A 17883-nucleotide genomic window follows, 5' to 3' on the forward strand; every position below is an offset into this window, starting at 1 on the left:
ATTCCAGTCAGAAAATGGAGCCGAAGAGTAGCACGATCTTTATCATTACCTCAAGTATTTCAATTAAGGGCGAGCCTTCTTTAATCTAGACATTCAAAGGCCGCCTAGGAGCAGTTTCGAATGTGATGGCAGTGTAGTGTTAACCTTGCGCTCTGAACATGAAGTCACTCGGGTATATGTGTCAGAGGTTGTTTTGTGTCTTATCTATTTATTTAAATGATGACTTGGCCGAGAAATTATGAAGGAAAATAATGTAATGAACAATGTTTTTTACTTCGATGAACTTTTTTTTTATCATCCAGTCTCAGTACACACAATATACGATAACAGGACAAATATATGTCGAGATCTTGGGTCGTGTTGATTATGGCATGTCTTCTGATGGCGAGTGCGGGCGTTTATTACCTCAGTCAGAGTGATCAAACCATATCACAACCAACATTGACGATTGAAACAGGCACGATAGAGAAAAAAGCGGTAGCAGTGGGTAGTATTGTTCCGGCGCATTCTGTTTCAATCAAATCACAAAATAACGGTATTGTCGGCGAGATCTACGTCAAAGTGGGTGAGAAAGTGAAGCAAGGCCAAGCTTTGATCAAGGTGAGTCCTAACCCAACGCCAAAGGCATTGACGGATGCTTCAACCGATCTGATGCGCTCTCAAGCGGCATTAGAATCAGCAAAGCAAAAGCTTAACAACCTGCAACGTCTGCTTGATGAAAAAATTATTCCGGCAAACTTTGATGAATATGTAAGCGCCCGTTCTGAAGTGAAATCGGCTCAGGCTGATATGATGCAAAAGCGGCAAAACCTTGAGCTCATTCGTAGTGGTGAGGCGACCGTCGGCGATGCAAAGCTATCATCGACTATCTATGCACCAATTGACGGCACAGTATTAAATCTGAAAGTCGAGGTCGGAGAACCGATTATCTCTACAGAATCAAGCCAAGCCGCAACGGAAATGATGTCGTTGGCCGATATGAAGGCGATGATTTTTAAAGGTAGTGTCAGTGAGCACGATGCTGCGATGCTAGCGCCTGATATGAAGGCGATGATCACGGTTGCCCCTTTCCCTGATAAACCAATTCAAGGTTTGCTCAATACAGTGGCTATTCAGTCTCAGAAACGCAATAACCCAACAGACACTGAAGCAAAGAGTTTTGATAATGGCTTTGAAGTGGAAGTCGACAATCTCGATATTCCGAGTGATATCCACTTACGCTCCGGTTTTTCGGCCAACGCGGACATCACGCTCAAGAAGGTTGAAAATGTGTTGGTTGTCCCTGAGAGAGCCCTTAAATTCGAGGGAGAGGTTCCTATGGTTCTTATTCCCGATAGTTCGAAACAAGGCTTCCACACTCAACCAGTCACATTGGGCCTATCCGATGGTATTCATGTTGAAGTACTTAAAGGGGTCAACCAAGGTCAAACTGTCGTCGATAACAGTATGGTGGGTATTGATGTTGAATAAGTCAGTTGTCCGGACCTTGTGTCTATTGGGGGCAAGCGCTTGGAGTGTGAGTGGGTTTACTATGTCGCTTGAACAAGCTTGGAAAGCTGCCCAGCAATATAACCCCAGTTATCAAAAGGCGCAGATTGGGGTTGAAGTGAGTCAAAATGCTTTCACCGCCAATCGTAGTGCTTTATTACCTTCACTGGATGCGAGTGCAAGCTCGAATTGGAGTGACAGTCGCTCTGGGTCCACCAACAGTTATAATGTGAGCCTTTCACAAACCATTTGGGATAGCAGCTTGTGGGCAAACCTCGACCAATCACAAGCGCAGCAAGTGGTTGCACAGTTGCAATTGACCCAAGCCTATAATCAGTTAGCTCAAGAGCTCATTCATGCCTATCTTGAAATGGCTCGTGCACAAAGTGATGTTGCGCTCGCACAAAGTAAGTTGGACGAGGGGCAAAAATTACTAGCAATGACTGAGCAGAGATACAAGGCTGGCCGAGTAAAGTCGATTGACGTAGAGGATATGCGTGCTAATCACCTGAGCGAGAAAATGGCTTTGCTTACGGCACAAACTGATCTTGAGAAAAAGCGCTCAGCATTACAGTCACTTACCAATGAGAGCCCGATTAGGGTTGCACAAGTTGTCATAAATATTGTGACTGAACCTCCTATGCTGGTTGAATCTCAGCAAGAGTGGTTAAACCTTGCGAAAAATACCAGCCCAGAACTGCTTGCTGCAATACAAAAGGTCAGTGCTAAGCAGTACGCGAAAGAAGCGGCGAAAGGTGGATATTTTCCTAAAGTGAAGGGCACGGTTGGCTATAGCGATGATGATCGATTTTCTAACGGTGATACGACCGCTGGCATTTCCGTCAGTATTCCTATTGATATCAATGGTTCCATCCGAGCCAAAGTGGACAGCGCGGCGCTTGATGTTCGAAGTGCTGAACAGGAAGTGCGGGAGACCGAAATCGGTCTGCGCGAAAAAGTGCAGCAACAGTTTGTGCAAATTAAACATTCATGGCAGCTGGTGCGCTCAGCGGGCGAGCTCTCAGGATATCGTCAAAAGGTGTTACAGGGCAAACAATCACTTTATCAAGCAGGCCGAGTGCAAGCTTCAGAGTTGATTGATGCGCACAATAATGTATTCACAGCGCGTAATGAGTTGCAACACAATCTCTATCAATATTGGTCTGAGAGAGTGAACCTATTACAAAGTGCAGGCAAGCTTGATGACGATGCAATCAGCCGCATCAGTGGTGCATTGAGCTTATGAGAGCCGCACTATTTCAGGCTTGGAAGACGCTGTTAGCGCACAAAGTCAAAAGTATTTTGGCTGTGGTTGCTATTGTTTGGGGGCTAGTGTCGATTATTGTACTGATGGCGCTTGGAGAAGGCTTCTATCAGCATTACAGCGCCTCATTTTCTCTGCTGAACAGTGACAGTCAGTATGTTCAGCCTTCGCAAGCTAGTAAGCCTTGGCAGGGTTTGCCTGTACGGCGTAACATCCGTATTACTGAGCAGCAAGTTGAGCGACTGCGTGAGTCTCCCTTTGTCGAACAACTGGCGATAGTGTACGAAAATTGGGAAGCGCGAGTGAGCGATGCACATGGCATATCCATCACTTCTTTCGTTGCCGGTACTGAAAGCAGTTACCTGCCTCTGGTAAAGCAAGGTCTAACCAAAGGTTCCCGTAACTTGAATCATAGCGATGAGCATCACCATTCCCGAGTGGCGTTAGTGGGAGATTTGCTTGCTCGTCGGAGCCATTTAGCGGTGGGCGACAAGATAAAAGTTCACGGCATTCCCTTTCAAGTTATCGGTATTCTCGCTGACGCTGATGGTGTGAATTTTTTTGCCAACTCCGACAGAGTGTTTATCCCATCGTCGACTTTCCAAGATATTTGGAAAAAAGAGATCAGTAATCTCATGGTGAAACCCGTGTCAGGAGTCAATGGCGAGCAGTTAAGGCGTAATCTCATCGACTTTTTTGCTAAGCAAGAGCATTTTGACCCCAGTGATAATGACGCGTTGTATTTACCCGACTTTAGTGCGAGTGGCAAAGTACTGATGAGCATTCTTCATGGTATCCAAATCTTTCTTGCTTGCAGTGGTGCTATGACGTTGGCTGTCGGTGCTCTGGGTGTTGCCAATATTATGTTTTTATCTGTCACCGAGCGCACCCGTGAAATTGGGGTACGGTTAGCCATTGGTGCTGCGCCTCGTACTATTCTTGCCCAGTTCCTTATTGAGGGTATGCTGTTGGCCTTTTTCGGCGCTTTATTGGGGCTGTCGATCGCCATTCTGGTGGTGTTTTTGCTGAGTAAGATGCATTTACCATCTTGGATAGGCGTTCCTGTTGTAACGTCTGATTCAATTGGTGTGGCTTTGTTCGTGACGTGTGTACTGGCGATATTAGCGGCGTACTTTCCAGCTCGCCGAGCTGCAGGTTTAACGCCGGTTGTCGCTTTGAGTGCGAGGGTATAGCCTTGATTTTACCAGTAAGACAGATTGTCCAAGAAATGGCGGCTGAGCGACTGCGCCTGGGTTTAACCATCTTGGCGGTTGCTTGGGCAACTTTATGCATTACTTCGATGCTGGCGGTCGGAGAAGGGCTTCGTCAAGGTGTGACGAGAGCGGCGCAAAGTGGTAACGGCAATCTTATTTACCTGACTGGTGGAATGGCGACCATGAACAATGGCACTTTCCACCAAGGACAAGCCCTCAAGATCCACTCTGAAGATGCCGCAGTCATTGCTGCGCTGCCTTGGGTTAAACGCGCTTTATCAACGGCTCGATGGGACGAGCGTTTATCGGTAGGCGATCGTACTTCGTGGGGAGACCCTTATGCAGTGAGTCAAGATTATCAGGCTATGACAGGCCTAGAACTGCTACCTGGTGGACGCTGGTTTAATCCGCTTGATGTTGGTCAAAGACGTAAAGTTATTGTTTTAGGGTATTCGAAAGCGGCACATTTGTTTAATCCTGAACAAGAAGGTTCATGGTTTTCCTCAGTCAAGCTACAGGTTGATCCGGTCGGGAAAACGCTCAAGCTTGGCGAAGAGGAGTTTGTTGTTATTGGTGTGCTGAAAAAAAGTAGTGCCTCAGTTGAGCAAGGCTACCCTGTCGATAACGTTGCATTCGTGCCATTTGAAACGTGGCGACGTTTTCACTCTGCTGGCGATATTTTCGCCATTAATGTCGAGCCAATGCCAGGTGCCGATCGATTGCGTTTAGTGGACACGCTTCGTCAGGTCATTGCACGTAAGTATGGTGCCTCACCAAATGATCCAAATGTCGTTCAGGTTAAAGATAGATTCCTGGAGCAAAAAAGCATGCAAAGCTTTTTGGTTGGCTTACAAGGCTTTCTTGGCATTATAGGTTTTGTCACTCTTGCAGTCGCAGGGCTTGGCATTGCCAATGTAATGTATGCCACGGTCAAACGTTCAACCAAAGATATCGGTGTTCGGATGGCGGTCGGTGCTACGCCAACGGCGATTCGATGGCATTACATTTTACAGTCCATGCTCACTATGATGATGGGAGGGGGGCTTGGTATTTTGTTGACCCTTACCTTAGTTGAAGGGATAAGTAGGCTCGATTTTTCTGGCAATAGTATTTATGAAAGTTTAGGTGAGCCTATCCCAGAGCTGTCTTGGTTGGTTGTTGCCATTGTGATTGTTACCTTGATGGTGGTCGGTGTGGCGGCGGCTTGGTTGCCTGCTCATCGAGCGGCTAAGGTGACCCCGTTGGAGGCATTGCAAAGTGAATAATTCCATTTTAATCAAGGAGTCCAATGTGTCGAAAACCCCTTTGGTCGAGATTACATCTATGTGTAAGTATTACACCAGCGGAGAGGCGGAAGTGCGCGCTTTAGATGGCGTTGATCTCTCTATCGAACGTGGTGAGTACCTTGCGATCCTGGGTCCTTCCGGTTCTGGTAAATCGACGCTGATGAATATGTTGGGGTGTTTGGATACCCCAACCCGTGGTGATTATCACTTGGGTGGCTCTGATGTTGCCAAGTTGGAGGCTAATCAACTGGCCGCGATTCGCAACCAAAACATTGGTTTTGTCTTTCAGAGCTTTAATTTACTCGAATACGCCAGTGCTCTAGATAATGTTGCGCTACCTTTGGTTTATGCTGGCGTTAGTGCCAAGCAACGCAAGCAAAGGGCAGCAGCGCTGCTTGAGCAAGTTGGACTTGGTGACCGCTTGGATCATAAACCGAATCAGCTATCAGGAGGACAAAAGCAGCGGGTAGCGATTGCACGTGCTTTAGTCAACGACCCACAGATTCTTCTCGCGGATGAACCCACAGGTGCACTGGACTCAAAATCAGGCGCAGAAATTGAAGCGCTCTTTAACCAGCTTCACTCAGAAGGACGCACCATTATTATTGTTACCCATGACAATGCGTTGGCAGAGCGAACGAAACGCATTATTACCATTAAAGATGGTAAGATTATCGCCGATCGAGCGCCGCAAATACTGAATGTGAGCTAGCTAAGAGCCCAAAACAAACGCACTGGTTGTTTTTTGACCAGTCCGTCTTGTTGTGTTAATTTGCTCATTAGTCAATAAGGATTGAGGGTGCGCCGATGGAATTGACTCATTTACTTTTGTTTGCACTAACGTTTGCTGTAGCAGTGGCGCTGCCTGGCCCTAATTCGGCTTTTACCATTGGCCAAGCGCTGAAATATGGCCGTTTTGGCTTTATTTGGGCACCGCTAGGGTTTATGTCAGCTACTATGATTCATGCCTTATTGGTGTTATCTGGTCTGGCGCTTTTTTTGCAGCAGCACATTGAAGTGTTTCAGGCTATCAAGTGGTTTGGAGTTCTCTACTTGGTGTACCTAGCTTTTAAGGCGTTTAGGCATCAACCCTCTAAGGCAGAGGCTTTACCACCTGCATTATCGAAAAAGAAAATGTATCTCTCGGCGTTGGCCGTGTCATTGACCAACCCCAAAGCGATGTTAGCGGGAATGGCGCTTTTCCCTTTGTTTTTGCAGCCTAATGTTGCTTTTTACCCACAAGTCTTTTTTCTTACTGTGACCGCGATGACGATTTCTTTTTCGATTTACTTTGGCTATGGATTATTGGCCACCTTCTTCTCTCATCGCGTGGGTCGCTCGACATGGGTGCATAAACTGCTTGGCACGGGCTACCTTGGTGCGGCGGTTGGCATTGCGCGTCATCAGTCTTAGGTAATAAAAAAGCCAGTGAGTCACTGGCTTATAGATAAACGGGATGGCCTTTATTCAATATTCTGAATCTGCTCGCGCATTTGCTCAATCAGTACTTTTAGCTCGACACCTGAGGCGGTGATATCAGTACTGATGGATTTCGATGCAAGCGTGTTCGACTCGCGATTAAACTCCTGCATCATAAAGTCCAGTCTGCGGCCGCAAGCCCCGCCTTTTTTAAGGATGTTGGTGGCTTCTTTTACGTGAGAATCAAGGCGGTCGAGCTCTTCTGCAACGTCAGACTTTTGCGCCAGTAAAATTAGCTCTTGCTCCACTCTTGATGGGTCTAGCTCAACTTTTGCATCCTCAAATTTAGTGAACAAACGCTCGCGTTGCCACTCTAAAATTTCAGGCATACGGGTGCGCACTTTAATGACTTCATCACTGATTGCTGATAGGCGCTGTTCAATCAGCGCTTTCATGTTCTCACCCTCACGGCCTCGAGCTTGAATAAACTCACTCACCGCATCATCAAAGCCAGCGAGCAAGTCTTGGTTGACCGCATCCATGTCTTGCTCTGGCGTTTCCATCACACCGGGCCAGTTCATCACTTGAAATGGATTGAGGCGACTTTCATCTCCGGTCATTTTGATGACTTGATTGGCGGCATTAATTACTTGCTGCGCAAGGTCTTGGTTGATGCTCAGCTCACCTTTGGCGGCTGGGTTGGCTTCAAAACGCAGTGCACATTCTACTTTGCCGCGTGCCAAGCGCTTGCGAAAGCGCTCTCTTAATACGGGTTCTAAACCACGAAATTGCTCTGGCAGACGGAAATAGGTTTCCAAGTAGCGTTGATTGACGCTGCGGATTTCCCATACTGCGGTACCCCAATCGCCCTTGACCTCTTTTCGAGCGTAGGCGGTCATACTGTATATCATCGAATTTTCCTGTTGTATAAGCTGTGAAAATAACGCGTGGCCATAGTAACACAGATTTTGCTGCGATAGCTTTGCGGGCTAAATTTGGGTATACTTCGGCTCCAACAAATGAGGCTTGTCTCTCTTCAGGTCGATAACCTAGGTAAATGTTCATGCGTCCAAACGATCGTCTGGCGGATCAAATTCGCCCAATCAAAATGACCCGTCACTACACGGCCTATGCAGAAGGTTCGGTGTTGGTAGAATTCGGCAATACCAAAGTGTTGTGTAATGCTACCGTAGAGGAAAATGTTCCTCGTTGGCTTAAAGGTCAGGGCAAAGGTTGGGTAACGGCAGAATACGGTATGCTGCCACGTTCGACTCACTCTCGTATGCGCCGTGAGGCATCAAGTGGCAAACAAGGTGGCCGTACTCTCGAAATTCAGCGCCTTATTGCTCGTAGCCTACGAGCTGTGGTTGATTTAGAGGCGATGGGTGAGATGATGATTACGGTCGATTGTGACGTAATACAAGCCGATGGTGGTACACGTACGGCCTCTATCTCGGGCGCGAGTGTTGCAATGGCAGATGCGTTTGAAACCTTGGTGAAAAGTGGCAAGCTTAAGCATAACCCAATGAAGGGCCATGTTGCGGCGGTTTCTGTCGGGATTTTAGGTCAAGATATCTTGTGCGACCTTGAGTATGTAGAAGACTCTGCTGCAGATACGGACATGAATGTCGTGATGACAGAAGATGGCCGTATGATTGAAGTACAAGGTACAGCAGAAGGGGAACCCTTCTCGAGACAGGAGTTAAATGTCTTGCTTGATGTGGCTGAAAAAGGCATTGCTGATATTGTTAAAGCGCAAAAATTAGCGTTAGAAAATTGATAAAAAGGGCTTCCAATTGGGGGCCTTTTTTTACCCTTTTATTGGCGTTAAACGAAGGGGTTATAGAAATCATAAAACGTCCGATTAATCTGGTTTTTAATAAAGTGAGGAAGTGATGAAAGCATACCAGCGTGAATTTATTGAGTTTGCATTAGAGAAACAGGTGCTCAAGTTTGGAGAGTTCACATTAAAGTCTGGACGTAAAAGTCCGTATTTCTTTAACGCTGGTCTTTTCAATACTGGCAGCGATCTGGCCCGTCTGGGGCGATTTTATGCGGCTGCATTAGCGGACTCTGGGATTGAGTTTGATGTCCTTTTTGGGCCTGCTTACAAAGGTATACCTATCGCAACCACGACGGCCGTTGCCCTAGCTGATCACCACAATATAGATACGCCATATTGTTTTAATCGCAAGGAAGCAAAAGCACATGGTGAGGGTGGCAGCTTGGTGGGCAGCGACCTTAAAGGGCGAATTATGCTAGTTGATGATGTTATCACAGCGGGCACAGCTATCCGTGAGTCGATGGAGATTATTCAACATCAAGGTGCAGACTTAGCGGGTGTTTTGGTTGCCATCGATCGTCAAGAAAAAGGCAAAGCTGAGCTGTCTGCTATTCAAGAAGTGGAGCGAGACTTTGGTTGTCGTGTCACGGCGATTGTCAGTTTGAGCGACCTGATTGCGTACTTAGAAGAACAAGGTAACGCAAGTGAGCATCTGGAATCAGTCAAGGCTTATCGCACAGAGTTTGGTATTTAAACGTGTTCTAGCTTACACCCAAATAACCTCAAATGACTTGGGTGTAAGCGAAATATGTTTTATGGCATTTCAACAGGCTGATCGCCCTTGTGTGAATTGTCGTAAATCTCGCGCCCATCTCGCTGAGTTTTGAGTAGCGATAAATTCCACATGTACTGCTCAGGTCTTGGGCGAACCAAGTCTTCGATAGCTTGGTTCATTGCTCTTGCGTCCGCTTCTTCATCTCCCGTCGGAAATCCTTCCAAAGCAGGAAGAATATGAACTTCGTATTTACCACTGATTTCGTTGTAAGCAGGTAGCACAGGGACAACTTTTGCTTTTGATAGGCGTGCCATTTTGCCAAAGCCTTTTAACGTGGCCTTTTCTGTCCCAAAAAAGGGCACATAAACAGAATTTGCCTCACCAAAGTCCTCATCTGGGAGCCAGTAGCCTAAATAACCGTCTTTTATCGAGCGAACAAAGGGTTTGACGCCTGCCTCTCTGGCAAAAATTCGTCCTCCGTATTGCATCCTCTGAACTTGCATTAGCCAGTCACCAATAGGGTTTCTCTGAGGCTTCATGATGGTGGTAACTTTATAGCCCTTAGCCGCCAGCATGACGGCTGGATAATCAACCGCCCATGCATGAGGTGCTAATATGATGACATTTTCGCCAGCATCAAGGAGAGGTAGGATATTTTCTTCGCCTATCATCTCTCCGCGCTGCTGATTGTGCTTGGTCGAACGAACCAAAAACTCAGAATAGCCCATCAAGTATTGAGCGGCCTTGACGAAGGTTTCTTCTAAGATAACTTGGCGTTCCTCGGCCGATTTCTCAGGGAAACAATAGGCCAGGTTAACCCGTGCTCTGCGTACTACCCGGCCATTTTTTCTCACGATAAAGACCGATAATTTTCTCGCTAGTTTGTCGCGCCAACGAAATGGAATAAAAGCAAACAATGCTGCAATAGCAATACCGATCCAAGTGCCCCAGTGTTTGGGGTGTAAAAAGGACCATTCAAAGATTGGGTTGTGTAAGTATTTCTCAATATTATTTTTATCAGGGGTATTCATTTAGATTTAGTCTATTGATAACGAGAGTTGGTTAAGGACTCATCGGGTAGTGATTTAAAACGTTTGTGCAGCCACAGCCATTGCTCTGGTGCTTTAAGAATAATTTCTTCAATAAATTTGTTCATGTAGGTAGCTGCTGCCACATGATCGTTTTGTGGATAGTCCGCTTCTATGGATTGGTTGGCGATCACATCATATTGACCACTAGCATTACGAAAGCCGGAGCCAGTAACGATGGCACATTGGCTGGTATAGGCAAGCAGACTTGTTCCTGTGGTTGTACAGGCTTCTTCAACAGCAAAGAAGGGAACAAAGACAGATTTATTATGACCGTAGTCTTGGTCGGGTAAATAAAACAGCATTTCACCGTTTCTTAGCACACGAATCATTTGTTTGAGATCGCGCCTGTAAACCAATTGATTACCATTTTGGGCGCGCCCTCGATATTGGATAAACTCGTAAACTGGATTGCTATGGGGGCGATAAACCCCAAACCCAGGAACACCTAATACACCAAAAGCCCTTGCAGTAATTTCCAGGTTGAGGGCATGAACGCAGCACAGCAATACTCCCTTACCTTCTTGTCTGTGTCGTCTGATTTCATCAACGTGGTCGTTAATAATTCGTTTGAAGCGCCAAGTTGGCCAGAACCAGGCTATTCCCGTTTCGATAAGGGCCATTCCGGTATTTTTGAAATTTTCTTCGACTCGGCTCTCCACCTCTTCAGCACTTAATTGTGGGAAGGCCAACTCAAAGTTACGTTTGGCTATTGCAGCCCTTGATTTGGCTACAGGTCTAGCCATGGCACCAAGTCCCCGGCCAAGATAAAACAAGACTCGATACGGCAGCACATTGACCACAAGGGCAAGGAGGCCAAACCCTAACCAAACCCCCCAGTACTTGGGGTGCAGTAGGCGGATGGAAAACGTCGGCTTTTCAACGGTAGTAGGATTACTCATTACGATTACTTAATCTGTACACTCAATAGTGCCCAGTACTGCTCAAAGTTAGCAGTGGGCTGATATTTAAAATCAGAACGAACAAAGCGATTCAAACTGCCTTCTACTTGACCAAGAAGCTGTGCAGCCAGAACATTCTCATCGACAGGAAAGGCCTTGCCTTCTCGAAGCATTCGTTCACGTAATATTTGTCTCAGCGAGGTTTCGATCCGCTCAAACAACTGGTTGATGCGCTCACGTAAACGTTCATTTTCAAACATTAACGCGTGGCCAGATAAAATCCGGCTTAACCCCGGATTTTTTTCTGCAAAGGCGAGTACCAACTGTAAAACCATTCTAATGCGGCTAAGGGTATCTTTTTCCTCATCAAGAATCCGATTGATGCGGCTCATTAAAGACTCTTCAATAAATTCTATTAGCCCTTCAAACATCCGAGCTTTGCTGGGAAAATGACGATAAAGCGCCGCTTCGGAAACGCCCACTTGTTTCGCAAGTTTTGCCGTCGTAATGCGCGAGCTGCCATCGTTAGACTCTAGCATTTCGGCCAAAGCTTGTAAGATTTCTTCTCGACGGTTGGTTTTTCTTGTTACGGCCATGAGCCTGTTTTCCTTTATTCTATGACTAAATAACGTGAGCTATCAGCGCTCAAGCAGGCGACGTTCCAAATTGTCGCCTGTCAGTTTACTCGATTTGAGATGTTTCCTTCAATCATCGAGTTTGGTGGCAATTAAAGTGATGATTTGCTCTGCGACTTTTCGCTTTGAATTTAGAGGCAGTGCTTGCTGGCCGTCTTTCCAGTAGACATTGATGGCATTATCTTCGCTATTGAACCCTTGCCCTTGGATAGACACGTCATTAGCACAGATCATGTCGAGATTTTTCTTAATTAACTTGGCTTTTGCGTATCGTTCAACATCTTGTGTTTCCGCGGCAAACCCGACAGTAAAGGGGCGTGATGTTTTTAGAGAAGCAATCGAAGCAATGATATCGGGGTTTTTTACCATAGTAATGGTCATCTCATTGCTCTTATCTGTTTTCTTGATTTTTTGCTGTGCGATAGTGGTCGGGCGATAGTCTGCTACCGCAGCACAGCCAATAAAAATATCATTTTTCTTGGCAAAGTGTATTGCTTGTTCACACATTTGCTCTGCACTGGTTACATCAATACGCGTTACACCAAGAGGGGTTGGTAGGCTCACTGGTCCAGAAATGAGAGTCACGTTAGCACCCAGGTTGATCGCTGCTTGAGCAAGTGAAAAGCCCATTTTTCCGGAGCTATGATTGGAAATATAGCGCACGGGGTCAATGGCTTCACGAGTAGGACCTGCCGTAATAACAACCGATTTTCCTTGCATGGGCTTGTGAGAGAAAAAATGTTCACAATGCTCGACAATTTGTATTGGTTCGAGCATGCGACCCAGGCCGATATCACCGCACGCTTGTTCACCAGAGGCCGGCCCCCAGATAAAGAAGCCTCTATTCTCAAGTGTTTGAAGATTTTCCTGTGTGGCAATATTGGCGTACATCTGCTGGTTCATTGCCGGTGATAAAGCCACTGGAGAGCTGGTCGCTAGGATACAAGTACTGAGTAAATCGTTTCCCATTCCTGCTGCCGTTCTAGCAATCATGTCAGCACTTGCCGGAGCAACGAGAACGAGGTCTGCCCATTTTGCTAGTTCTATGTGTCCCATTGATGCTTCGGCAGCAGGGTCCAATAGGCTATCGGATACAGGCCGCCCAGACACAGCTTGCATGGTAAGCGGGGTAATAAACTCTTTGGCCGCTTCCGTCATAATGACGTGAACTTCTGCGCCGCGCTCTACTAAGCGACGAGTCAGATCTGCGCATTTGTAAGCGGCAATACCGCCACTAAGACCCAAGACTATTTTTTTACCTGACAGTGTTTGCATTTTGCTCTTCCTTACGGTTCCCAGCGATAAGATACCATGGCAGTGATTTCTATGACTACTGCAATTGAACTTAGCATCTTGATGTTACTCAGGTACAGGTGGGGTTTCGAGGAGAAAATGGGCGTTTAACTTTTGATGTAGGCTCGATTTTCTCACTCAAGAGTGTGCTGAGCTGGGGGGGATCTATGATAACTTTTTCACAAATTGTGTCACCTCCATAAAGAGTTTTATTCCAGATGAGTACTCTGAACGTGGGTCTATTTGATTGGGGGTGAGGGTGAGTAATCAAGCTAATACTCTAATGCCAAGAGAAAAATTATTGAAAATGGGGGCCAGCTCGCTCAGTGATGCAGAACTACTGGCCATTTTCCTACGTACCGGCATTCATAAAATGCCGGTTCTAGAGCTGGCTAACTGCGTACTCGAAGAATTTGGCTCTTTAAGGGCGCTTTTTATGGCTGATCCCACTTCTTTTTGTCGTCACAGAGGATTAGGTTTAACCAAGTATGCTCAGCTACAAGCTTCATTAGAAGTGACGAGAAGATATTTATTAGAGCAGCTCAAGGCAAAGGACATATTGACTAGCCCAGAACAAACAAAGCTGTTTCTCACTGATTTATTGAGAGATAAGCCACGAGAGGAGTTTGCGGTCATTTTTTTGGACTCTCAACACAGAGTACTCAGTTGTGAGTCGCTTTTTTTTGGTACGATTGATTGTGCATCTGTGTATCCAAGAGAAGTGGTGAAAAGATCATTAGAGATGAATGCTGCCGCGATTATACTTGCGCATAATCATCCATCTGGGGTTGCAGAACCAAGTCAAAGTGACCGAAGAATTACCCGCAAAATTGTTGATGCTATGGGGTTGGTTGATATTCGAGTGCTCGATCATTTTGTGGTTGGTGATGGTGAGTTCGTTTCGTTCGCAGAACGTGGTTGGATTTAACTCACATTTCTAGTTGTGAGTTTGCTGATTTCTGCTACAATCGCCCAACATTTTTTGTACTTAAATCAGCTCTAATTAAAAAAGATCACGAAAACCCGTAAAAAGGATCTGTTCGGGTCTTGAGCAATGCTAATCAAGTTAGTATAATGCGCGACCTTTGATAGCCTTGTATGGGTTTCCATAACGGTACAAAACCTCCCACTTCTGCTAAAGAAACGAGAGGTTCGGCCACCAAGGTTGATATCGAGCTGAAACGATTTTGGAGAAGACATTCATGTCACGAGTATGCCAAGTAACTGGTAAGCGTCCAGTAACGGGTAACAACCGTTCACACGCACGTAATGCTACTAAACGTCGTTTTCTGCCGAACCTACAAACTCATCGTTTCTGGGTAGAGAGCGAAAAACGTTTTGTTAAACTACGCCTATCTGCAAAAGGTATGCGTATCATCGACAAGAAGGGCATTGATGCTGTTCTTGCTGACATTCGCGCAAACGGCGAAAACGTTTAAGAGGAAATAGGCAATGGCAAAGAAAGGCGTTCGTGAGAAAATCCGTCTAGTATCTTCTGCAGGTACAGGCCACTTCTACACAACTGATAAGAACAAGCGTAACATGCCAGGAAAATTTGAGATCAAGAAATTTGATCCAGTTGTTCGTCAGCATGTTATGTACAAAGAAGCAAAAATTAAGTAATTAGTTTTTCTTTTTTGTTACCTCTATTTAGATAGAAGTTAAAAATTTAAACCCAACTTCAGTAATGTCGTTGGGTTTTTTCTTTTCTGCGATTTATACTCGAGTTAGAACTGAATATGGGGTCTACTATGCGAGTCTCACCAAAGCGGCGCAGACGTTGGAACAACATTCTGATTTTGGGTGTGATTGCTTTTATCGCTTTGCTTAATCTGCCGACCGTGATTAAAACCTACTTAATTGAAGATACAGAAGTATCCAGTGCCCATCCCTATTTACTTAATCCGCATGCCAATCTTCAAGCGCTTCACTTTACTGATTGGTCGTTAGAGCACATTCAAGGGCAATGGCAAAGCAGCGTTGTGCTTGAAGTTGATGAACAAGAACTCGTGCATCGATGGGTTAGCCTAGCTGGGACAGAAGTCTCACAAGAGAAATTCAACATGCTTAAGAGCCAGCTGGGTATGCCTCGTACCATTGAGATATGGTATGCGGACCAGAGCGAGCCCCAAAGAGTCACTTATTATCAAACCACAAACTTTTGGCTGTTAAAGAATTGGCAAGACAAGTGGATAGCAATTTCGCTTGAACCTCGTTATCTTATGCCCAAGTAGCAAATCATAAGTAATAGGAAGTCTTGATGCCTGAGTTACCAGAAGTGGAAGTCAGCCGAATGGGGATATCTCCCCATCTAGTTGGAGAAAAGGTTGTTAAGGTCACGGTGAGAACACCAAAGCTGAGATGGGACATTCCAACTGAACTCAAAGAAATGCAAGGGCAAGTCATTCAAAGTATTTCACGTCGAGCTAAGTACTTATTGATCCAGACAAAAGTCGGCACAGCTATCGTCCATTTGGGAATGTCTGGCTCTTTAAGGGTGTTAGATGCAGAGCTTGCGCCGCAAAAACATGATCACGTCGATGTGAAACTCGCCAATGGAAAAGTATTACGTTACAACGATCCTCGTCGATTTGGTGCTTGGCTGTGGAGCGAAGATGGTTGTCACACTGTGCTCAAGACCATGGGGCCAGAACCGCTGACTGATGATTTTGATGCAGATTATATCAGCGCAAAAGCGGTGTCAAAACGGGTGACGGTAAAGCAATTTATTATGGATAATAAAATCGTTGTGGGTGTGGGTAATATCTATGCCAATGAATCTTTATTTACCGCGGGTATTTTACCCACGAGAGGAGCGGGTACCCTCTCATTAAATGAATGGCAGAAGCTGGTAAAAGAAATAAAAAAAGTGCTGAGTACCGCCATTGCTCAGGGAGGCACTACCCTAAAAGACTTTGCTCAAGCGGATGGTAAACCTGGCTATTTTGCTCAAGAGCTCCAAGTCTATGGAAAAGGGGGACAAGCGTGCCCTTGTTGTGCTCACCCTGTGAAGGAGCAGAAAATCGGTCAAAGAAACACATTTTTTTGCGAGTATTGTCAGAGGTAGCGGTTTTTACCGCTACACTTTTGCCTTACTTTGCAGTGCTTTAGCGACAACATCTGGCACAAAGTTACTGACGTCTCCACCGTGAATGGCAACTTCTTTGACTATGGTTGAGGAGATAAACGCATGCTCCTCTGCTGGGGTTAAAAAGACACTTTCAAGCCCAGGCATTAAACGGCGGTACATATTGGTGAGGCCAAACTCATACTCGAAGTCGACCGTTGTGCGTAATCCACGAATCAATACATTGGCTTGCTCTTGACTTGCAAAGTCCACCATCAGTCCGGAAAACCCCTTAGAGGAAACGCTCGTCAGGTGCTGAGTGACTTCTTGAGCAAATTGAACACGTTGATCGAGTGAAAACATAGTGTTTTTACTTGGGCTGGCTGCAACGGCAATGATGACTTCGTCAAACATATCAGCTGCACGCTCAATAAGATCAAGGTGGCCATTGGTGATAGGATCGAACGTACCGGGGTAAATCACTCTAGATAGTCGTTTTTTACTCACAATATTTACTCAGTTTGTCGGTGTTTACTTAGATACTATCAAAAAGGCTCACATTTACCCAATGAAGTCGTTATCATTGCATCAAAATAAAGATTTGGAAAAGTGAATGAAAAAAATACTGGTTATTAGAAATGATAAGATTGGTGATTTTATGTTGGCTTGGCCAAGTTTTGCCATGCTTAAAGCATCTCTGCCAGAATGCCACATTACCGCTTTAGTACCAAATTATACTGTGGCATTAGCCCGTCTTTGTCCTTGGATTGATAGTGTGATTACTGATGTCGGTAAAGACGCAGATAAACGGCATAAAAAACAATTACTAGAGCAAATTCGTAATGAGCATTTTAATGTTTCAATTAATCTATTCTCGACCACTTACAACGCGAAACTTGTTTGGAAGGGCAATATCCCTTATCGCTTAGCGCCAGCAACGAAACTGGCTCAAGTTTTTTATAACAAACGGATCAAACAAAAACGTTCTCAGTCGGCTAAACCAGAGTTTGAATACAACCTCGATCTTATTCGGGCGTTTTTAACCGATATTGGTTCAAATATCGTTGAGACCGCAGGACCTTATTTATCGTTTGAATCAAAGAAACTTGAGCAGCAAAAGAGCAAATTAGCGCAGCAACTGGGATTGGATGTTACCAAGCCTTGGCTTTATGTTCACGCGGGTAGTGGTGGCTCTGCCAATAACCTGTCATTAGAGCAATATACTTCGCTCGTTTGTGGTTTGGCTGGGGAGTTTGAAGTTGTGCTGACTGCAGGGCCTGGTGAGGAAGAGAAAGCCGCTGAACTAAAGAAGTTAATGGCTGAGAAGGGACGTAGTTCGGTTCTTTATGATAAGAATGATGGCCTAGTCGATTTTTCATGCTCGATAGCCTGTGCAGATATGTTTATTGCGGGCTCGACTGGGCCGCTGCACATTGCCGCGGCGATAGACGTGCCAACGGTTGGTTTTTTCCCAAGTAAACGCTCTGCAACACCACTGCGCTGGCAACCTATCAATACTCGAGGCAATCATCTGGCGTTTTGCCCACCACCGGCAAAGGATAAAGCGACCCAAGAGGATATGACGCGAGTAGATATTGATACGGTATTGCAGCAGCTTAAGCCATGGTTCGAGAGCAAATTACGTTAAAGCAAAAGCGGCTCGATGGTC

General features: G+C 45.6%; 20 protein-coding genes. 14 read left to right on the top strand and 6 right to left on the bottom strand.

Annotation, left to right across the window (positions count from 1 at the left end; genetic code table 11):
- The first annotated feature begins 339 nt into the window (after nucleotides 1-339).
- From RH40_RS08375 to RH40_RS08400, 6 genes are all read left to right on the top strand, one after another.
- Complete coding sequence (locus tag RH40_RS08375; RefSeq protein WP_009601011.1) at nucleotides 340-1470, top strand: efflux RND transporter periplasmic adaptor subunit; 1131 nt, start codon at nucleotides 340-342, stop codon at nucleotides 1468-1470.
- A complete protein-coding gene (locus RH40_RS08380; RefSeq protein WP_009601013.1) occupies nucleotides 1460-2734 on the top strand; it encodes a TolC family protein in 1275 nt (424 codons plus the stop codon). Before RH40_RS08375 ends, RH40_RS08380 begins: the two co-directional genes overlap by 11 nt.
- Nucleotides 2731-3945, top strand: coding sequence for an ABC transporter permease (locus tag RH40_RS08385; RefSeq protein WP_009601015.1), 1215 nt, complete (start codon nucleotides 2731-2733; stop codon nucleotides 3943-3945). Before RH40_RS08380 ends, RH40_RS08385 begins: the two co-directional genes overlap by 4 nt.
- Before the next feature lie 2 nt (nucleotides 3946-3947).
- Nucleotides 3948-5231, top strand: coding sequence for an ABC transporter permease (locus RH40_RS08390; RefSeq protein WP_009601016.1), 1284 nt, complete (start codon nucleotides 3948-3950; stop codon nucleotides 5229-5231).
- Nucleotides 5232-5256: 25 nt separating this feature from the next.
- Nucleotides 5257-5964: an ABC transporter ATP-binding protein gene (locus RH40_RS08395; RefSeq protein WP_009601017.1), complete on the top strand. Its 708-nt coding sequence runs from the start codon at nucleotides 5257-5259 to the stop codon at nucleotides 5962-5964.
- Nucleotides 5965-6059: 95 nt separating this feature from the next.
- The gene (locus RH40_RS08400) at nucleotides 6060-6665 is read left to right on the top strand and encodes a LysE family translocator (protein WP_009601018.1); all 606 of its coding nucleotides are present in this window, start codon (nucleotides 6060-6062) and stop codon (nucleotides 6663-6665) included.
- A gap of 50 nt (nucleotides 6666-6715) precedes the next feature.
- Here the strand turns inward: RH40_RS08400 and RH40_RS08405 are convergent, their stop codons facing one another.
- Nucleotides 6716-7582, bottom strand: a complete 867-nt coding sequence (locus RH40_RS08405; RefSeq protein ID WP_009601019.1) for a YicC/YloC family endoribonuclease — start codon at nucleotides 7580-7582, stop codon at nucleotides 6716-6718.
- A gap of 152 nt (nucleotides 7583-7734) precedes the next feature.
- Here RH40_RS08405 and rph point away from each other — a divergent pair, with 152 nt between their 5' ends.
- Entirely contained in the window at nucleotides 7735-8451 is a 717-nt protein-coding gene (gene rph, locus RH40_RS08410) for a ribonuclease PH (RefSeq protein ID WP_009601020.1), read from the top strand.
- A gap of 115 nt (nucleotides 8452-8566) precedes the next feature.
- Nucleotides 8567-9208: an orotate phosphoribosyltransferase gene (pyrE, locus tag RH40_RS08415; protein ID WP_009601021.1), complete on the top strand. Its 642-nt coding sequence runs from the start codon at nucleotides 8567-8569 to the stop codon at nucleotides 9206-9208.
- 59 nt (nucleotides 9209-9267) lie between these two features.
- On the opposite strand, the gene lpxM is transcribed toward pyrE, so the two are convergent.
- The 4 genes from lpxM to coaBC all read right to left on the bottom strand — a co-directional run bounded on the left by lpxM (nucleotide 9268) and on the right by coaBC (nucleotide 13129).
- A complete protein-coding gene (lpxM, locus tag RH40_RS08420; RefSeq protein WP_009601022.1) occupies nucleotides 9268-10260 on the bottom strand; it encodes a lauroyl-Kdo(2)-lipid IV(A) myristoyltransferase in 993 nt (330 codons plus the stop codon).
- Between the two features lie 11 nt (nucleotides 10261-10271).
- Nucleotides 10272-11219, bottom strand: a complete 948-nt coding sequence (gene lpxL, locus RH40_RS08425; protein ID WP_009601023.1) for an LpxL/LpxP family Kdo(2)-lipid IV(A) lauroyl/palmitoleoyl acyltransferase — start codon at nucleotides 11217-11219, stop codon at nucleotides 10272-10274.
- 5 nt (nucleotides 11220-11224) lie between these two features.
- Nucleotides 11225-11815, bottom strand: a complete 591-nt coding sequence (slmA, locus tag RH40_RS08430; protein ID WP_009601024.1) for a nucleoid occlusion factor SlmA — start codon at nucleotides 11813-11815, stop codon at nucleotides 11225-11227.
- 108 nt (nucleotides 11816-11923) lie between these two features.
- The gene (coaBC, locus tag RH40_RS08435; protein ID WP_009601025.1) at nucleotides 11924-13129 is read right to left on the bottom strand and encodes a bifunctional phosphopantothenoylcysteine decarboxylase/phosphopantothenate--cysteine ligase CoaBC; all 1206 of its coding nucleotides are present in this window, start codon (nucleotides 13127-13129) and stop codon (nucleotides 11924-11926) included.
- A 301-nt stretch (nucleotides 13130-13430) separates the two neighbouring features.
- Here coaBC and radC point away from each other — a divergent pair, with 301 nt between their 5' ends.
- The 5 genes from radC to mutM all read left to right on the top strand — a co-directional run bounded on the left by radC (nucleotide 13431) and on the right by mutM (nucleotide 16214).
- The gene (gene radC / locus RH40_RS08440; RefSeq protein WP_039954472.1) at nucleotides 13431-14075 is read left to right on the top strand and encodes a RadC family protein; all 645 of its coding nucleotides are present in this window, start codon (nucleotides 13431-13433) and stop codon (nucleotides 14073-14075) included.
- A gap of 274 nt (nucleotides 14076-14349) precedes the next feature.
- Nucleotides 14350-14586, top strand: a complete 237-nt coding sequence (rpmB, locus tag RH40_RS08445) for a 50S ribosomal protein L28 (RefSeq protein ID WP_006881432.1) — start codon at nucleotides 14350-14352, stop codon at nucleotides 14584-14586.
- Between the two features lie 13 nt (nucleotides 14587-14599).
- Nucleotides 14600-14770, top strand: a complete 171-nt coding sequence (gene rpmG / locus RH40_RS08450; protein WP_004410866.1) for a 50S ribosomal protein L33 — start codon at nucleotides 14600-14602, stop codon at nucleotides 14768-14770.
- A 128-nt stretch (nucleotides 14771-14898) separates the two neighbouring features.
- The gene (locus RH40_RS08455) at nucleotides 14899-15381 is read left to right on the top strand and encodes a hypothetical protein (protein ID WP_009601027.1); all 483 of its coding nucleotides are present in this window, start codon (nucleotides 14899-14901) and stop codon (nucleotides 15379-15381) included.
- Between the two features lie 26 nt (nucleotides 15382-15407).
- Nucleotides 15408-16214 carry a bifunctional DNA-formamidopyrimidine glycosylase/DNA-(apurinic or apyrimidinic site) lyase gene (gene mutM, locus RH40_RS08460; protein WP_009601028.1) on the top strand — a complete coding sequence of 269 codons (807 nt, stop codon included), beginning with the start codon at nucleotides 15408-15410 and terminating at the stop codon, nucleotides 16212-16214.
- 12 nt (nucleotides 16215-16226) lie between these two features.
- Here the strand turns inward: mutM and coaD are convergent, their stop codons facing one another.
- On the bottom strand, nucleotides 16227-16721 hold the full coding sequence (coaD, locus tag RH40_RS08465) for a pantetheine-phosphate adenylyltransferase (protein WP_009601029.1): 495 nt from the start codon (nucleotides 16719-16721) through the stop codon (nucleotides 16227-16229).
- A 106-nt stretch (nucleotides 16722-16827) separates the two neighbouring features.
- On the opposite strand from coaD, the gene RH40_RS08470 reads away from it, so the two are divergent.
- Nucleotides 16828-17862: a glycosyltransferase family 9 protein gene (locus tag RH40_RS08470; protein ID WP_009601030.1), complete on the top strand. Its 1035-nt coding sequence runs from the start codon at nucleotides 16828-16830 to the stop codon at nucleotides 17860-17862.
- The last annotated feature ends 21 nt before the right edge of the window (nucleotides 17863-17883 follow it).

The sequence above is a fragment of the Vibrio caribbeanicus ATCC BAA-2122 genome (genome assembly GCF_000165125.1).
In the GTDB taxonomy this organism is placed as follows: Bacteria; Pseudomonadota; Gammaproteobacteria; order Enterobacterales; family Vibrionaceae; genus Vibrio; species Vibrio caribbeanicus.

Bases quoted from the DNA above. Each gene is read 5' to 3' on its own strand.
- RH40_RS08375 (WP_009601011.1), top strand. From the start codon at position 340: ATGTCGAGATCTTGGGTCGTGTTGATTATGGCATGTCTTCTGATGGCG.
- RH40_RS08380 (WP_009601013.1), top strand. From the start codon at position 1,460: ATGTTGAATAAGTCAGTTGTCCGGACCTTGTGTCTATTGGGGGCAAGC.
- RH40_RS08385 (WP_009601015.1), top strand. From the start codon at position 2,731: ATGAGAGCCGCACTATTTCAGGCTTGGAAGACGCTGTTAGCGCACAAA.
- RH40_RS08400 (WP_009601018.1), top strand. From the start codon at position 6,060: ATGGAATTGACTCATTTACTTTTGTTTGCACTAACGTTTGCTGTAGCA.
- RH40_RS08405 (WP_009601019.1), bottom strand. From the start codon at position 7,582: ATGATATACAGTATGACCGCCTACGCTCGAAAAGAGGTCAAGGGCGAT.
- rph (WP_009601020.1), top strand. From the start codon at position 7,735: ATGCGTCCAAACGATCGTCTGGCGGATCAAATTCGCCCAATCAAAATG.
- pyrE (WP_009601021.1), top strand. From the start codon at position 8,567: ATGAAAGCATACCAGCGTGAATTTATTGAGTTTGCATTAGAGAAACAG.
- lpxM (WP_009601022.1), bottom strand. From the start codon at position 10,260: ATGAATACCCCTGATAAAAATAATATTGAGAAATACTTACACAACCCA.
- lpxL (WP_009601023.1), bottom strand. From the start codon at position 11,219: ATGAGTAATCCTACTACCGTTGAAAAGCCGACGTTTTCCATCCGCCTA.
- slmA (WP_009601024.1), bottom strand. From the start codon at position 11,815: ATGGCCGTAACAAGAAAAACCAACCGTCGAGAAGAAATCTTACAAGCT.
- coaBC (WP_009601025.1), bottom strand. From the start codon at position 13,129: ATGCAAACACTGTCAGGTAAAAAAATAGTCTTGGGTCTTAGTGGCGGT.
- radC (WP_039954472.1), top strand. From the start codon at position 13,431: ATGCCAAGAGAAAAATTATTGAAAATGGGGGCCAGCTCGCTCAGTGAT.
- rpmB (WP_006881432.1), top strand. From the start codon at position 14,350: ATGTCACGAGTATGCCAAGTAACTGGTAAGCGTCCAGTAACGGGTAAC.
- rpmG (WP_004410866.1), top strand. From the start codon at position 14,600: ATGGCAAAGAAAGGCGTTCGTGAGAAAATCCGTCTAGTATCTTCTGCA.
- RH40_RS08455 (WP_009601027.1), top strand. From the start codon at position 14,899: ATGCGAGTCTCACCAAAGCGGCGCAGACGTTGGAACAACATTCTGATT.
- mutM (WP_009601028.1), top strand. From the start codon at position 15,408: ATGCCTGAGTTACCAGAAGTGGAAGTCAGCCGAATGGGGATATCTCCC.
- RH40_RS08470 (WP_009601030.1), top strand. From the start codon at position 16,828: ATGAAAAAAATACTGGTTATTAGAAATGATAAGATTGGTGATTTTATG.